12 protein-coding genes are annotated in these 15,678 nt (G+C 67.5%); 6 read left to right on the top strand and 6 right to left on the bottom strand.

The genetic code is table 11. The features are described from left to right. Positions 1 to 86 precede the first annotated feature (86 nt). The 6 genes from ACR9FL_RS14200 to ACR9FL_RS14175 all read left to right on the top strand — a co-directional run bounded on the left by ACR9FL_RS14200 (position 87) and on the right by ACR9FL_RS14175 (position 9,296). On the top strand, positions 87 to 3,167 hold the full coding sequence (locus ACR9FL_RS14200) for a DUF3857 domain-containing protein (protein WP_436356042.1): 3,081 nt from the start codon (positions 87 to 89) through the stop codon (positions 3,165 to 3,167). A 150-nt stretch (positions 3,168 to 3,317) separates the two neighbouring features. Further along, positions 3,318 to 4,391, top strand: a complete 1,074-nt coding sequence (rsgA, locus tag ACR9FL_RS14195; RefSeq protein ID WP_436356041.1) for a ribosome small subunit-dependent GTPase A — start codon at positions 3,318 to 3,320, stop codon at positions 4,389 to 4,391. A gap of 116 nt (positions 4,392 to 4,507) precedes the next feature. After that, positions 4,508 to 4,834, top strand: a complete 327-nt coding sequence (locus ACR9FL_RS14190; protein ID WP_436356040.1) for a hypothetical protein — start codon at positions 4,508 to 4,510, stop codon at positions 4,832 to 4,834. Between the two features lie 90 nt (positions 4,835 to 4,924). Continuing rightward, positions 4,925 to 6,136 (top strand): NAD(P)/FAD-dependent oxidoreductase, encoded by a 1,212-nt coding sequence (locus ACR9FL_RS14185; protein ID WP_436356039.1) that lies wholly within the window; start codon positions 4,925 to 4,927, stop codon positions 6,134 to 6,136. 129 nt (positions 6,137 to 6,265) lie between these two features. Further along, the gene (locus ACR9FL_RS14180) at positions 6,266 to 8,536 is read left to right on the top strand and encodes a TonB-dependent receptor (RefSeq protein ID WP_436356038.1); all 2,271 of its coding nucleotides are present in this window, start codon (positions 6,266 to 6,268) and stop codon (positions 8,534 to 8,536) included. Between the two features lie 82 nt (positions 8,537 to 8,618). Beyond that, positions 8,619 to 9,296: a Fe2+-dependent dioxygenase gene (locus ACR9FL_RS14175; protein ID WP_312062183.1), complete on the top strand. Its 678-nt coding sequence runs from the start codon at positions 8,619 to 8,621 to the stop codon at positions 9,294 to 9,296. A 171-nt stretch (positions 9,297 to 9,467) separates the two neighbouring features. Here ACR9FL_RS14175 and ACR9FL_RS14170 read toward each other — a convergent pair whose 3' ends face one another. The 6 genes from ACR9FL_RS14170 to ACR9FL_RS14145 all read right to left on the bottom strand — a co-directional run bounded on the left by ACR9FL_RS14170 (position 9,468) and on the right by ACR9FL_RS14145 (position 15,660). Next, a complete protein-coding gene (locus tag ACR9FL_RS14170) occupies positions 9,468 to 10,841 on the bottom strand; it encodes a sulfite reductase subunit alpha (RefSeq protein WP_436356037.1) in 1,374 nt (457 codons plus the stop codon). A 2-nt stretch (positions 10,842 to 10,843) separates the two neighbouring features. Then, positions 10,844 to 11,869, bottom strand: a complete 1,026-nt coding sequence (locus ACR9FL_RS14165) for an FAD:protein FMN transferase (RefSeq protein ID WP_436356036.1) — start codon at positions 11,867 to 11,869, stop codon at positions 10,844 to 10,846. 50 nt (positions 11,870 to 11,919) lie between these two features. Further along, on the bottom strand, positions 11,920 to 12,714 hold the full coding sequence (locus ACR9FL_RS14160; RefSeq protein WP_436356035.1) for a DUF4198 domain-containing protein: 795 nt from the start codon (positions 12,712 to 12,714) through the stop codon (positions 11,920 to 11,922). 12 nt (positions 12,715 to 12,726) lie between these two features. After that, a complete protein-coding gene (locus ACR9FL_RS14155; protein WP_436356034.1) occupies positions 12,727 to 13,239 on the bottom strand; it encodes a DUF2271 domain-containing protein in 513 nt (170 codons plus the stop codon). 24 nt (positions 13,240 to 13,263) lie between these two features. Next, a complete protein-coding gene (locus tag ACR9FL_RS14150; protein ID WP_436356033.1) occupies positions 13,264 to 13,929 on the bottom strand; it encodes a PepSY-associated TM helix domain-containing protein in 666 nt (221 codons plus the stop codon). Positions 13,930 to 14,058: 129 nt separating this feature from the next. Beyond that, positions 14,059 to 15,660: an ATP-binding protein gene (locus ACR9FL_RS14145; protein WP_296172664.1), complete on the bottom strand. Its 1,602-nt coding sequence runs from the start codon at positions 15,658 to 15,660 to the stop codon at positions 14,059 to 14,061. Positions 15,661 to 15,678: the final 18 nt, after the last annotated feature.

Raw genomic sequence — 15,678 nt, 5'->3', positions numbered from 1 at the left:
CGCTCGGCCAGGAAAGAGAAACCCTATTCTCCACATGGTCTGTCTGCTACGCAGATTTCGACGATATTCGGGTGGCGGAAATAGCGTTGAAAAACAAACTTATTCTGGCTGCATTGGCCTGGTTGTTGAGTGCGCCCGCCATTGCGGGGGAGACGATCTTGCGCGGTCCCGCGCCTGAATGGATTCCGACCGTTGCGCCGCATCTGTCCAACCGACCCGATGCTCCATCTCAACACGTCCGCTATGAAGTGGTCGAAAGCCATGTGCGCACCTTCGGCGACCATACTGAAACCTATGTCCGCATGCGGCTACGGGTGCTGTCTCCCTTGGGGCTGCAACAGGCTTCGCAACTGGGGCTGGAATGGAACCCGGCCTTGCAGACGCCCACCGTTCACCACGCCCGTATCATCCGCGAGGGCGAAACCACTGACATTTTGGACAAGGCCGACTTCACCGTCCTTCGTCGCGAGGCGGCGCTGGAGCAGTCGCTGCAGATCAATGGTGTTCTGACTGGCGTTCTGGTGAATCCCGACATCCGCGTTGGGGACGCCATCGACTTCGCCTATTCCTTCCGTACGCAGTTCGATCTCTTCAACAACCCGCTCGAAGTCCTGGCCTATTCCAGTTCTCCGCTCCCTGTGGATCTGGGCGTGACGACCATCAGCTGGCCCGCATCAATGAGGGTGCAAACCCGCGCGGGGCGTCACGCTGTCGTTCCCCCAATTACCCAACAGGGGGATTTCAAAGTTCTGGTCAACCGCATGACCGACGCTGAAGGAGAAACCTATCCCGACACCATCGCGCCCCGTTCTCTTCCCGACTATGCTTGGCAGGTCAGCAGCATCGCGCAATGGGGCGCGATCGCGGACCATATCCACCCCGCTTATGATCGAGCCAGCGTCCTGCCCGACGCCGCCGATCTGGCCGCGCACGTTGCGCGGATAAGGTCCGAGCACGCCACCCCGGAGGCCCGCGCCCTGGCGGCGCTGCGGCTGGTTCAGGACGAGGTGCGCTATATGGCCCTGACGCTCGGCGAGGACGGCTGGACGCCAACCTCGGCCGGCGAAGTCTGGGCAAGGCGTCAAGGCGACTGCAAGGGCAAGACCGTGCTTCTGGTCGCCCTCCTGAGAGAGCTGGGCATCGATGCGGTTCCCGTTCTGGTGTCCTCGGAGAACCTGCCGCTCGACAAATACCTGCCGATGGTCAGCGCGTTCGATCATGTGATCGTGAAGGCGCACATCAACGGCGAGACCTATCTGATGGATGGCGCGCGGATCGGTGATCGCGGCCTGACGCCGGACGTTCCTCTGGTGCACGAATATGTTCTGCCCATCGTGGCGCGTGCCCGTCTGGAACACATTCCGCTCAGACTGCCGCCGCGCCCGACCGGCATGATGCTTGTCGAGGTTGACTTCTCTGACGGCATCTACAGTCCAGCGCGCGTGACGTTGAGCGATGTTGACCGGGGCGCCAGCGCCACCGAAATGCAGGCGAGCGTGGCACATATCCCTGCCGCTGAACTGACTCGCTTGTATGATGAACGCTGGAACAAATTCCTGCAGGACTATGGGCAGGTTTCGGACCTCAAGAGCCAGTGGGAGTATCGCGAAGACACCCATGAGTTCATTGCCGGCGCGACGGCTCGCATCGCCTTCGACTGGAGTGACGGACCGGTCGACATCCCCTTGGCCCATGTCACATGGAAAGGCTTTGAGCCGCACAAGGACGAACGGTTCAAGGACGCCGACTACGGCAAGAAATTCCCCAGTTCATCCTCATTCCGCACCACCGTCATCCTGCCCGAAGGTGGGGACGCCATGGACCTGTCGGTTCAGCCTTATGAAGTGGAGGCTGGCGCGACCCGCTATTTCCGCACCGTCCAGCGCAACGGAAATCGGCTGGAGACGGATCGCGGCTCGATCACTCTGCGCCCCTATGCCTCTGCGGCGGAAGTCCAGACCGAACAGGCGGGCATGGACAGCTTCAAGGACCTGAAGGCCACCATGCAGGTGAAGCGGGGCTACACCCTGACTGCGGCGGACCGTCAAACCCTGACAACGACCCCGGAGGGCAATCCGGAGGCGGCCCTGCGTCGCGGCTACGCCCTTCACACCGAAGGCGACTATGCCGGAGCCATCGCCCAGTTCGACGCCGCCATTGCGGGTTTTACTGCGCCCCATGCCAACGCCTTGGCCAATCGCGCCCTAGCCTATCTGGCGCTGAATGATCTGGAAAAGGCCCGTGCCGATATCGCGGCCGGGGATGCCGCCGATCCGGATGATGCGATCTTGTTCCACGCCAAGGGACGTCTGGCTGAGATCGAAGAAGATGACCTTGAAGCCGTTCTGGCCTTCACCGGCGCTCTTCGCTCGTGGCCCGCAAACACGCACGCCCTTTACCGTCGCGCCGCGGCCTATGAGCGGATGGGTCAGTCGGCCCGAGCCCTCGCCGACCTGGAACGGATCGCGACGCTGCAACCACAGGACAATGGCGCCAAGATCTCGCTGGCGACCCAGTTTCTGAGAATGGGCCGTACCGAACAGGCCTATGAACAGGTCGGCCTGATCACTCAGGCCCTCGGCTACCCCAACGCCAAGGTTCAGATGTTCGTCAACTTGGCGCAATCCCTGGCGTCCAGCCTGAAGGATTCCGCGCCCGCCAAGGCCGAGGCAGTGCTGACCAATGCTCTGTCGGTCGAAAGCGACTTCCCAGCCTTGTTGATCGATCGCGCGGGCATCCGCGAAAGGCAGGGCGACAGTCGGGGCGCCGCCGCCGATAGGGCGCGCTTCAAGAATCTGACCCGCATCGACCTTGACGATCCCGCGCAGGCCTGTGTCTCGCAGGCTCTATTACGGCACAGTCGAGACGCCGCACTGGCCATGTGCGAGCAGGCCATTGAGCGACAAGGGAACGATGCCGAACTCCACATGCGGCGTGGATATCTGCTGTATGTCCTGGACCGTGAAAGTGACGCCCTCGCCGCCTATCGCACGGCGACTGAGCTGGACCCGTCCAGCCAAAAGGCCAAATACGGTCTGGGCAAGATGCTCAAGAACACCGGGCGAGCCGCAGAGGGCGACGCCCTCATGGCAGCGGCGTTGAGCGCCGATCCGAAGGCCAACGAAGATTATGACGCCCCTCTGCTTGAGGTTCGCGTCAGCGACTAGGCCAGAGGCGGGTGAGGCCTGAACGCCCATGGGTTTGCGTGTCCTGACGAGGAAAGACCCACGTCGGGCGCTGGTCGTTGCGCGGAGATGGCCTCATAGAGGGACTGCGAGCCGGCGGCGGAAGGTCGTCCGCGATAGGGTGACCCTGACTTGATCGAGCAATATGGATGGACTGACCTGCTGGCGGCGGCCTTCGCCCCGCATGCGCGCGCAGGCCACATCCCCGGACGTGTCATTCTTCAACAGCGAGACGGCTATCTGGTCGCCACGACGGACGGAGAGGTGCGGGCCAAGGCCTCGGGCCGCCTGGTCCATGAGGCCCAGGAGATCGGCCACCCAGCGGTCGGCGACTGGGTGGCGCTGTCGCGCAGTCCGCACGAACGCGCCGCCACCATCCATGCCATCCTGCCGCGTAGCACGGCCTTTGTCCGCCGTGCGGCGCATAGTTCGCGCGGCTTGCAGATCATCGCCGCCAATATCGACGTGGCCTTTGTCGTCACCTCGATGAACGCCGACCTCAACCCGCGCCGGATACAGCGCTATCTCGCCGCCGCCTGGCAGAGCGGGGCCCGGCCCGTGGTGGTGCTGACCAAGTCCGACCTCTGCGACGACCCTCAGGCCCAGGCCGCCGAGATAGCCGCCGTGGCGAGCGACTGTCCGGTTCTGATGGTTTCGGCCCGGCAAGACCTCGGCCTCGACGCCTTGCTGGACCAGGTCCAACCCGGCGAGACCTGCGTGCTGATCGGCTCGTCCGGGGTGGGCAAATCCAGCCTGGTCAACGCCTTCCTGAATGAAGATAGGATGGCCACTCAGGCCATCCGCGAGACCGACGACCAAGGCCGCCACACCACCAGCCACCGCGAACTGATTCTCCTGCCCGGCGGGGGCATGATCCTCGACACGCCCGGCATTCGCGAAGTCGGTCTGATCGACGCCGATGAGGGCGTCAGCGCGGTGTTCGACGACATCGAACGCCTGCCTCAGGATTGTCGCTTCAATGATTGCAGCCATGCCAACGAGCCCGGTTGCGCCGTGCGCGCGGCCCTGGAAAGCGGGGCCTTGGACCCGGACCGCTGGGCGCACTTCCAGAAACTGAAGCTGGAACTGGCGGCGGCCGAAGAAAAGGCCGAGCGCATCGCCAAGGACGCCGAGCGTCGCCGTCTGGCGGCGCTTCAGAAGCGATACCGCGCCACCAAGCGCAATGATCGCGGTCTTCGGGACTGATCCGGCGGCGGGTCGTTTCGCACTGCCGGTCACGAACGGGTCAGGCGTGCAGAATCTAGGCGGCGCTTGTCGGCAAACGGGCTAGGTGAGGGGGACCCTATTCTAAGAGAGACGCCATGCCCGCCTATACCATCGTCACCACCAGCGCGACCGAAGGCAGCGAGGCGGCCGAGGTCAACACGATTTCCGACGAGTTCATCGATGTCAGCGAAGCCCTGGGCTATTCGCGCCGTATGGCCGAGGAAATGGTCGGCATGGCCGATCAGCTGCTGCTCGATTTCGACTACAGCAATATCGGCCTCTACGACGGCGACCTGATCGACGAGGATCTGGACCCCGAACACCCGGCCTTCCTGGGTCTGTGGGTGCTGGACGCCGAGGGCGCGGCCTTCGTCTCCGCCGAGGAATTCCTGGCTGGCGAGGCCGACGCCGACCCTGCCTGAGCGGCGATTCGCCGCCCGCGTCGTCGCCGCTGCCCGCAAGTCGGGCGGCGGGAGTAGCCGCCTCGACCGATCCGTCCTATCTGCGGTGCCATGACCAAGGTTCTGATTATCGGCGCGGGACACGCGGGGGGCTCGGCGGCGGCGCTGCTGAGACAATATGGCTTTGACGGCGAGATCGTCCTGGCGGGCGAGGAGACGGCGGCGCCCTATCAGCGGCCGCCCCTGTCCAAGGCCTGGCTGAAGGGGGAGGCGGGTCTGGAGGACTTGCTGCTGCGCCCCGAGAGCTTCTACGCCGAGCAGAACATCGACCTGCGCACCGGCGTCACGGCGACCGCCATCGATGCGGCGGGCAAGGCCGTGACGTTCGCTGACGGCGGGGGCGAGACCTATGACGTGTTGATCCTGGCTACCGGCTCGACGGCGCGGCGCCTCGCTATCCCCGGCGCGGACCGTTCCGACCTGCTGGAACTGCGCACCCTAGACGATGCCGAACGGCTCAAGTCCGCCCTGTCCCCCGGCAAGCGGCTGGCCGTGGTCGGCGGCGGCTATGTGGGCCTTGAGGCGGCGGCTTCCGCCCGCGCCCTCGGCGCCGAGGCCGTGGTGATCGAGCGCATGGATCGGGTGCTGGCCCGCGTGGCGTCGGCAACCCTCTCGGCCTTCTTCACCAACCTGCATCGCCGCCACGGCGTCGAGATCCTGACCGGCGCCGAAGTCGCGGGCTTCGAGAACGGCGGCGTGCGTCTGGCCGACGGCGGGCTGATCGCCGCCGACACTGTCCTCGTCGGCGTCGGCGCTCTGGCGCGCGAAGCCCTGGCGCGCACCGCCGGTCTGGCTTGCGAAAACGGCGTGGTGGTCGATGAGAGCGCGCGCACCAGCGACCCCTCCATCTACGCCATCGGCGACGTGACCCACCGCCCCATCCCGGTCCACAGCGGGCGGATGCACCGCCTGGAAAGCGTGCCCAACGCCCTGGAACAGGCCAAGCAGGCCGCCGCCGCCATCGTCGGTCGCGCGGCCCCCGCCCCCGAGGTGCCGTGGTTCTGGTCGGACCAGTATGACGTCAAGCTTCAGATCGCCGGCCTGCCCTTCGACGCCGACCGTCAGGTGGTGCGCGGCGATCCGGCCAGCGGCGCCTTCGCCGTCTTCCATCTACAGGGCGACCGCATTGTCTGCGTCGAGGCCGTCAATGCGCCGGCCGAGTTCATGGGCGGACGCCTGCTGATCGGCAAGGGAACGCCGGTGGACACGGCCCTCCTGGCCGACCCCTCGATCTCCATCAAGGCGGTGGCGAAACCGGCCTGAGGGCGCGGTCATGACGCCAGTGTGACATCTCTGCCGCAATTGCGATTTAGTCGCAGGAGTCAGATTGTCGCACCTGCAAAAAGTGATATTGCGACCCGGTCTCAATATTAACTGACTGGCTGCTCCCCCATGTCCGACCGCTCCACCGCCCTCAAGGCGCTCCTGTTCGCCTCCAGCGCCGCCGGCATGCTGTGCGCTTCACCCGTGCTGGCGGCTGACGAGGCCCCGGTCGTTACAGCGGACGTGACCCAGGACGCCACCACCCTGAGCGCGGTCGACGTGCACGGCCAACGCGTCAAGCGCGAGCCCAAGGACCCGACCTTCGTCGCCCCTCTGGTCGACACGCCGCGCTCGGTCACCGTGATCCCGCAGCAGATCATCGAGCAAACCGCCGCCACCTCGCTGCAGGACATCCTGCGCACCTCGCCGGGCATCACCTTCGGCGCCGGCGAAGGCGGCCAACCCCTGGCCGACCGTCCCTTCATCCGCGGCCAAGCTTCGGGCAACAACATCTTCGTTGACGGCATCCGCGACACCGGCGGCCAGCAGCGCGAAGTCTTTAATCTGGAGCAGGTCGAAGTCATCAAGGGTCCGGACTCGGTCTATTCGGGTCGCGGTTCGGGCGGCGGCAGCATCAATCTGGGCTCCAAGGTCCCGCGCCTGCAGAACTTCGTCCACGGCTCGGCCGGCGTCGGCACCGACGCCTATGCGCGCGGCACGGTCGACGCCAACTGGCAGGTCAGCCCTACGGCCGCCATGCGCCTGAACCTGATGGCGTCGCAGGGCGACGTCGCCGGTCGCGACTCGGTCGATTTCGACAAGTGGGGCGTGGGCGCCGCCATCGCCGCCGGCCTCGGCACGCCGACGACCGTGACCGCCAGCTACTATCACCTCGACAGCGATCAGATGCCCGACTACGGCATTCCGCTCTACACCAAGCTGGGCGGGGCCACGGCGCCGCGCCCCGACGCTTCGGGTATCCTCGACGTGCCTTACGACAGCTTCTACGGGCTGAAGGCGCGCGACTATCTGAACAATAAGGTCGACACCCTCACGCTCGATGTCGAGCACCGGTTCAGCGACACCTTGGCCCTGCGCAACGTCACCCGCTACTCGCAGACGCTGAACGACTACATCGTCACCAACCCCGGCGACGGCGGCGCGGCCCAGAACATCGACGGCGTCTGGTGGATGAAGCGGGGTCTGAAGTCGCGCTGGAACCCCACCGAAACCCTGGCCAATGTCACCGACCTGCACGGCTCGTTCACGACCGGCTCGATCAGGCACAATTTCGACGTCGGTCTGGAGCTTTCGCGCGAGAAGAACCGCAACGCTTCCTATGTGGTGACGACCCTGACCGGCACGGCCTGCCCGGCGCCCCTGACGGGTCTGGATTGCACCCAGGTCTACAACCCGAACCCGAACGACCCCTGGACCGGCACGGTCACGCGCGGCAACGTCAACCACAACACCACCGACACCATCGGCGTATACGCCTTCGACTCGATGGCGTTCGGCGAGAAGTGGATCCTGAACCTCGGCCTGCGCTGGGACGACTATTCGGTCGAGGGCGCAGACTGGGTGAACGTGGGCACGCCCGCCGTTCCGACCCTGACGCCCCGCAGCGGCGACTGGGACTTCGTCAACTATCAGATCGGCCTGGTTTACAAGCCGACGTCGAACAGCAGCATCTACGCTTCCTACGCCACCTCCTCGACCCCGCCGACCATCTCGGCCGGCGACCAGAACAACGGTAGCGGCCTGGGCTCGGGCAATCTGGCCACTGAACTTCTGGATCCGGAAGAGACGCAGAGCTTCGAAATCGGCGCCAAGGCCAACCTGTTCGGCGATCGCCTGGCGGTCAGCGGCGCCCTGTTCAAGACGGTTCGCGAGAACGCCCTGATCCAGATTTCGTCCGGTTTCTACGAACAGGCCGGCGAGGCCGAGGTCCAGGGTCTGGAACTCGGCGTCTCGGGCAATGTCACCAGCAAGTGGCAGGTCTTCGGCGGCTACACCTGGATGGACTCGGAGTTGGTCAAGGGCGCCTACAACAACGCCAACATCGGCGACCCTCTGGCCAATACGCCGGAGCATACGGCCAGCCTGTTCACCACCTACCGCGTCATGCCCAAGCTCAGCCTGGGCGGCGGCGTCTATTACGTGTCCAAGTCGTTCGGCGGCAATCAGGGCGGCGCCGGCGGCGGCGGCAATCGCATCTACGCTCCGGCCTACACCCGCGTGGACCTGTTCGCCTCCTACGACATCAACGACCGCGCCTCGCTGCAGTTGAACGTCCAGAACGCGGGCGACGAGGAATACATCATCCGCACCAACGGCGTTCACCACGCCGACGTGGCCCCGGCCCGTTCGGCCATACTGACGCTGAACGTCCGCTACTAAGCGACGGCGTTTCGCGCCATCATGTCGGCCCCGTCGTTCATCCGAGCGGCGGGGCCGATGCGTTTTTCCCGGTGAGAGAGCCATGCTGCTGCACATCCCCGACGTCTTCACCAAGGCCGAGGTCGCCGCCCTGCGCCGGACCCTGGACGCCGGGCCCTGGGCCGACGGCAACATGACCTCGGGCCATCAGTCGGCCACCGCCAAGAAGAACCAGCAACTGCCCGAGGACAGCGCGCAGGCGCGCGAAGTTTCGGCCCTGATCGTTCAGGCCCTGAACGCCAATCCCATGTTCGTCTCGGCGGCCCTGCCGCACACGATCTTTCCGCCCCTGTTCAATCGCTACGAGGGCGGCGGCGAGTTTGGCGTCCACGTCGACAACGCCATCCGCCAGCGAGGCGATGTGCGTATCCGCAGCGACCTCTCGGCCACCCTCTTCCTGTCCGAGCCCGAGGACTATGACGGCGGCGAACTGATCATCGAGGAGTTGTACGGCGCCCAGTCGGTCAAGCTGCCGGCCGGCGACCTGGTCCTCTATCCGTCCAAGAGCCTGCACCGGGTCACGCCCGTCACCCGCGGCGCCCGCGTCTCCAGCTTCATGTGGCTGCAAAGCCTGGTTCGGGACGACGCCGACCGTGAAAGCCTGTTCCGCCTCGACGTGGCGACCCAGCGGGTGAACCTCGACAAGGGGCCGAAGGATCAGGCGGTGATCGAACTGACCGGCCTCTATCACAACCTGCTGCGGCGGTGGTCGGAGGTCTGACGCCCATCTTTCCTCCCCATTTTATGGGGAGGGGGACCGCGTAGCGGTGGAGGGGGCGACGCTGTCGCCGGGCTTTCTAGAGCACATTCGGACAGGGTGGCTCCGCCCCCTCCGTCACGTCGCTTTGCGCCGCGCCACCTCCCCATGAAATGGGGAGGAAAGCAGAGGTCTTCAGTAAACGTCGCGCCGATACCGCCCGGTTTCCGTCAACCGCATCAGCCGTTCCTCGCCCAGCGCCGCCTCCAGCGCGGCATGAACGCCCTTGGACATGCCTTCCAGGCTGCCGCAGACATAGACATAGGCGCCGCGATCGACCCAGTCGGCCATGGGCCTGGCGTGCTCGGCCACCAGCGACTGGACGTAGCGGTTTTCGCCGCCGTCGCGCGAGAAGGCGCGGTCCAGCCGGGTCAGGGCGCCCGACGCCAGCCAGGCCTGCAGGTCGGCGTCATAGACGGCGTCGTGGGCCCGCGTCCGCTCGCCGAACAACAGCCAGGCACCGCCGGTCTTCTCATGCCGCGCCCGCGCCTTCAGATGCCCGCGTAGGCCGGCGATGCCGGTGCCGTTGCCGATCAGGATGATGGGGGCTTCCGGCGGCGGGGCGTGGAAGCCGCGGTTGGCGCGCACCCGCATGGCGATCTCGTCGCCGATCTGCGCCTCCTGCGTCAGCCAGCCGGAGGCCAGACCCCGCGTGCCGTCGGGCTGGGTCATCAGGCGGATGCAGAACTCGACCCGCCCGTCCGAAGGAAGCGAGGCGACCGAGTATTCGCGGCTGGCCGGCTGCTCGCCGTCGCGCACCGGCAGGCCCACCTCGGCGATGTCGCCGGCCGCCCAGTCGGGGGCGTGGTCGATGGGCTCGAAGGCCAGATGCCAGGCCTGTCCGCCTGGGCTGCCCGCGTTCAGCAGGCTCCGCTCGACCAGTCGCCAGCGGTCATAGGCGGGCGGTGTCCAGTCGGGCGCGGCGGTGGAACCGGTGATCTGGTTCAGCTGATGCTGCCAGTGGCGGATGGCGCCCGCGTCGCCGTTGTCGACCTCGACCCGATCGAACAGGGTCTGGGCGCCGCAGCCGTCCAGCCAGTCGCCGACCGCGTGGCCGAAGCTGCAATAGGCGTCATAGGAGCGGTCGCCGAGCGCCAGCAGGCCATAGGACAGATGCGACAGGTCGGCCTCGCCCTTCATCACCTGCCGCACGAAGCGGGCGGCGCCGTCGGGGGCGTCGCCCTCGCCGGTGGTGGAGGCGATGACCAGCAGGCGGCGCGCGCCCTTCAGCGTCTCCAGATCCAGATCGGCGAAGGACGTGATCCGTGCACCCACGCCGCCGTCGCCGAGCGCACGCGCCGTCATCCAGGCCAGTTCCTCGCCGAATCCGGTCTGGCTGGCGAAGGCGATCAGCACGGCGTCCTCGCCCGCCGCCTCGGCCAATGCCCGCGCCTGCTCGGCGGCCTTCTTGGCGGCGGCACGCACGCGCCAGACGGTCAGGCCGATCAGGCCCAGCCACAGGGCGACGGCGACGGCCGTCCACAGCCAGCGGGTCAGGTCGGCGGTCACAATCAGGCTTCTTCTTCGTCCATCATGGCGGCGAAGGCGGGCGTCATTCGCTCGATCAGACCGCGCGGCGTGCGCTCGACGAAGTGCGCCGCGATCTGCATGGCCTCGGCGAACTCCGGCCCGTCGAACGGACCCAGCACGGTCAGCGCGGTGGCCAGGGCGTCGGCGCGCATGGCCGAGGCGTCGAACACCGTCACCTGCGCCAAGCCATTGTCCACCGGCCGTCCGGTCGAACCGTCGATGGTGTGCGGATAAAGCCGCTCTTCATGCACGAAGGCGCGGCGCCAGTCGCCCGAGGTGGCCACCGCCACGTCGAACAGGGCCGCCACCGTCTGCGGCGCGGGCGAACCCGGCACGGTCTCGATCTCGACCCACCAGGGCTGGGCGTCCGGCTTGACGCCGCGCCCCAGAAGCTCGCCGCCGATCTCGACCAGATGCGAGGTCGCGCCCATCTCGGTCAGGCGGGCCGAGACGCGGTCCACGGCATGACCCTTGGCGATGCCCGAGAAGTCGAGCTTCGTGCCGCCGGCCTGCACCGCCGCCTGCGCGTCGCGGTTCAGCCGCAGCTTCTGCCAGCCGGACACGGCCAGCGCCGCCTCGATTTCTTCGGTGGCGGGCAATGGATTGAGCGGATCGCGCGGTCCGGGCGGGCCAAAGCCCCACAGGTCGACCAGAGCCCCCAGCGTCGGATCGACCGCGCCGTTGACGTCGTCGGCCAGATCCAGCGAGGCGTTCAGCAGGGCCCAGAAGTCGTCCGACAGCTTCCACGTCCCGGCCGGGGCGGTGTTGAAGCGGCTGATCTCGCTGGCGGGCGTCCAGGGGCTGAACAGGGCGACGATGCGCGCCAGCTCTTCCTCGAGCGCCGCTTGAAACACGTCCTGCGTCATGCCCAAAGGCGGGACCAGACGCACCGACCAGGTGGTGCCCATGCTCTCCCCCGCCAGCGACCAGATCAGGTCGCTGGGCGGCCGCTCCGGCGCGCGGGTGGTCGGCGGGATCAGGACGCGCGTGTCCTGACGGCCTTCCACCAACGCTCCGATCTGGAGCGGCGGCGGGATCGAGCTGGAACGTGTCGAGGTCAGGGCAGGACTTCCAGCGCGCCGTTCCACGAGGCGTTGGAGCCGGGCTGGCCGTTCACGCCCGCCGTGCGCACCGAGGCGCCCAGCCAGTAGAGACCGGCCTGCGGCCAGGTCACGGTGAAGGCGCCGTCAGCGCCCGTCTTGACCGTGATTTCCTCGGGGTTGTCGCGATAGCGGGTGCCGCCGCGGGCGATGGTCACTTCCACGTCGGCGGCGGGCTGGCCGTCCTTCAGCAGCTTGAAGGTCGCGGCTTCACCCGCGGCCAGGTCGTTGGGGTGGGTGACGGGGGCCAGTTCCAGACCCTTGCCGACGGGCGCGATGTCGGTCGGTTCGCCCAGGGTCACGAAGGTCTCGGTGCGGCTGTCGGTGCGCGTGGCCTGAACCTCGGTGGCGTCAGCCGGGATGGCGGCGGCGAAGTCAGCCTCGGCCCCGCGCCAGCGCTTCTGCTCGCCGCCCTGCTTGTAGCTGGCCATGAAGCCCGAGCCGACGTTAGCGACGCGATAGGTGCCGGCCTGGGCCAGGTGCAAGTCGAAGCTGGAGCGATACTTGGCCTGCATCACGTTCTCGGCCTGGGCGGTCGAGCCGTCCGGTGCGGTGATGGTCAGCCCGGCCAGGCGCATGGCGGCGTGGTCGGGGATGAAGACGCCGTTCGACATGCCGGCGTCGAAACCGACCCAGGCGTCATTGCCCGACAGCACGGTCGAGGTCGGCGCCAGCCAGGCGCGGTGCGCCTGGGCCGAGAGCGGGGCGGCCAGAACGGCGGCCAGAGACAGGAAGGCGAGCGTCTTTTTCATGATCTCAGATCCTTAGCGGGTCACGGCGACGCGGACGGCGCCCAGTTCGGTGGAGCCGGTTCCGGCGGCGGTGTTGGCGGCGCCCCAGCGGAAGGGCACGCGAACGACCTCGCGGCCGCCCAGTTCACGGGCCGCCTCGACGACGATGTTGTATTGCCCGGCGGGCAGGTTGCGCAGACGAGCGGCGGGCACGGTCACGGCGTGGCGGCCGGGGGCTTTGGTCGGGCCGGACACGCCGTCGGCGGGCATGGCCATGGCGCGGCCGCCCTTGCGCCACCAGGTGCGCAGGTCCTTCAGCCAGTCCTTGCCGTCGCCCTCGTTGTTGCGGGTCTGCTGGTACCAGACGGCCAGGGTCTGGGCCGTCGTCTGGTCCGGCTTCTCGATCCACACGGCGACGTAGGGCCGGTGATAGGAGGCGCTGGCGATGCGCGGCAGTTCGACGTTGACGGTCAGGTCGGCGGCGCTGGCGACGGCCGGTGCGGCGGCCAGGCCGGCGGCGGTCAGGACGAGAGGAAGCTTACGCATGAGGGGAGCTCGCCAGTTGAGAGATCAGTGGATGAAGAGAAGGGCGATGACGACAGGAACAAGCAGACCCAGGGCCACGATGGGCCAGGTCGAGGGACGGCCGCGCGCATGCAGCCACAGCAGGGCCAGACCGGTGACGGAAAAGATCACGCAGGCCACGGCGAAGACGTCGATGAACCAGTACCAGACCTTTCCGGCGTTCCGCCCCTTGTGCAGGTCGTTGAGGTAGGCGACCCAGCCGCGCGTGGTCTTCTCATGCACGGCTTCGCCGGTTGAACGGTCGATGGTCAGCCATCCGTCGCCGCCAGGCGTGGCCAGGGCGACATAAATTTCGTCCGCCGTGGTCTCGGTCGGCTTGCCGTCCACCTGAACCTTGAAGGCCTCGGCCGCCCAGCGCGCCACGGGGGCGGGCACGGCGTCGGTGGTCTCGGCGGGGAAGTCGGCCAGACGCGCCAGCAGGGGGGCGGGCAGGGTCGCCGTCGCCTCCTTGGTCACCGGCTCGGCCGGGATCTGGGCGGCGTGGTTCAAGGTGATGCCGGTCGCCGCAAACAGGATCATGCCGACCAGGCTGACCGCCGCCGAGATCCAGTGCCAGCTGTGCAATTGCTTCAGCCAGAACGATCGCTTGGCGTTCAGCGCCGCCTTGGGTTTCGCGGCGGTCTTGGCGGGATTGGCGGCGGCTTCGGTCACAACATGGCTCTGCCACAGTGTGCGAACGATTTGCAATGCCATTCGCCGGTCGGAATGTCGCGGTTCGCCTATCGCCTGCAGCTTTGAGGGAGATCTGCTGCGGACGGGGGTTCAAGGCTACGACGGTTCCTAAGCCGCCTCGGCCACCGTATGCCGAGACAGGGCCAGGCGGATGGCGTTCAGCAGGGCGTCGGGCTGGATTGGCTTCTGCGCCACCCCGTCCATGCCCGCCGCCAGATACTCGGCCTCGTCGCGCGGGTCGGCGTTGGCGGTCAGGGCCAGGATGGGCGTGGCGGAGGCGGCGCCGGGCAGGGCGCGGATGGCGCGCGTCGCGCTCACCCCGTCCATCACCGGCATCTTCACATCCATCAGGATCAGGTCGAAGGGGGCTATGGTCGCCCGCTCCACCGCCTGGCGCCCGTCTTCGGCGGTTTCGTGGGTGCAGCCGAACAGCTCCAGCACCTTGCCGGCGACGAAGCGGTTGGCGGCGTTGTCGTCCACCACCAGGACGTGCAGGGTCTCGTGCGTCGTCGGCGCGGCGGCCTGATCCTCGTCGCGCCGCGCGTCGGCCTCGGCCAGGGGCAGGTGCAGGTCGAAGCGGAAGCGCGCCCCGCCGACCGGCGAGCGTTCCAGCGCCAGACGCCCCTCCATCCGCTCGACGATCTGGCGGCAGATGGCCAGGCCCAGACCGGCCCCCGCGCCCTGTCGTCCCGCCTCGCCGGTGTTGAACGGTTCGAAGATGGCGGCGGCGGCCTCATCGCTGACGCCGGGCCCGCTGTCGTCCACCAGGGCGTCCAGCCGCACACGCCCGTCGTCCAGCCGTGTGGTCAGGCTGACCTCGACCGCGCCGGCTTGCGTGAACTTCAGCGCATTGCCGATCAGGTTGTTCAGAAGTTGCTTCAGCCGCATTTCGTCGCCGACGACCCAGCGCGCGGCGCCGGTTTGCGTCGTCACGGTCAGGCGCAGGGCCTTCTCCTCCGCGCGGGGCCGCCACAGGGCCGACAGGTCGGCGGCCACGGCGTCGAGATCCAGCGGCGCCGGCTCCAGCGTCAGGATGCCCGCCTCGGCGCGCGACATGTCGAGCGCATCGGTCAGCAGCCGCAGCAGGCTGTTCCCGGAATCCAGAATGGTGCGGACATAGGGGCGCAGCGAATCTTGAGTCAGTTCGCGCTCCATCAGGGCGGCCACGCCCAGCACCCCGTTCAGAGGCGTGCGGATCTCGTGGCTCATCACCGCCAGAAACTCGGACTTGGCGCGGCTGGAGGCGCGGGCCTCGGCCTCGGCGCGCACCAGGTTCTGGGCCAGTTCGCTCATGGCTTCGGCGCGGCGCTTGTGGATGGCCACCCCGGCCTGCAGCACGTGCAGCCCTGCCCCGACCCCGACATAGCGGCCGCGCGACACGACGATGAAGCCCTTCAGCAGGGCCCCCAGCCCCGCCGCGTCCATGTTCTGGAACAGGACGTCGGCCGAGGCGTCCGCCTCTACCATCAGCGGGTCGGGCTCCATCAGAGCCGAGACCGGGCGGCGGGCATAGAGGGCGCGACCGAACTCGGCGGCCATCTTCAGGGTGAAGGCGTTGCGTTCGATCAGGCCGACGGGCCGACCGTCCTCGTCCACGACGGCGATGACCAGGGTGTCGGGCTCGGCCTGGAACCGGTCGAAGGCCTCGGCGCCAAAGGCCTCGGGCGCCATGGGCGGCGCCGCCTCGACGAAGTCTCCGATCCTGGCCATCCTGACGCCCCTCCCGCG

The sequence above is a fragment of the Brevundimonas sp. CEF1 genome, from assembly GCF_051353055.1.
Taxonomy (GTDB): Bacteria; Pseudomonadota; Alphaproteobacteria; order Caulobacterales; family Caulobacteraceae; genus Brevundimonas.
This window is presented reverse-complemented; position numbering and strand designations above follow the sequence as displayed.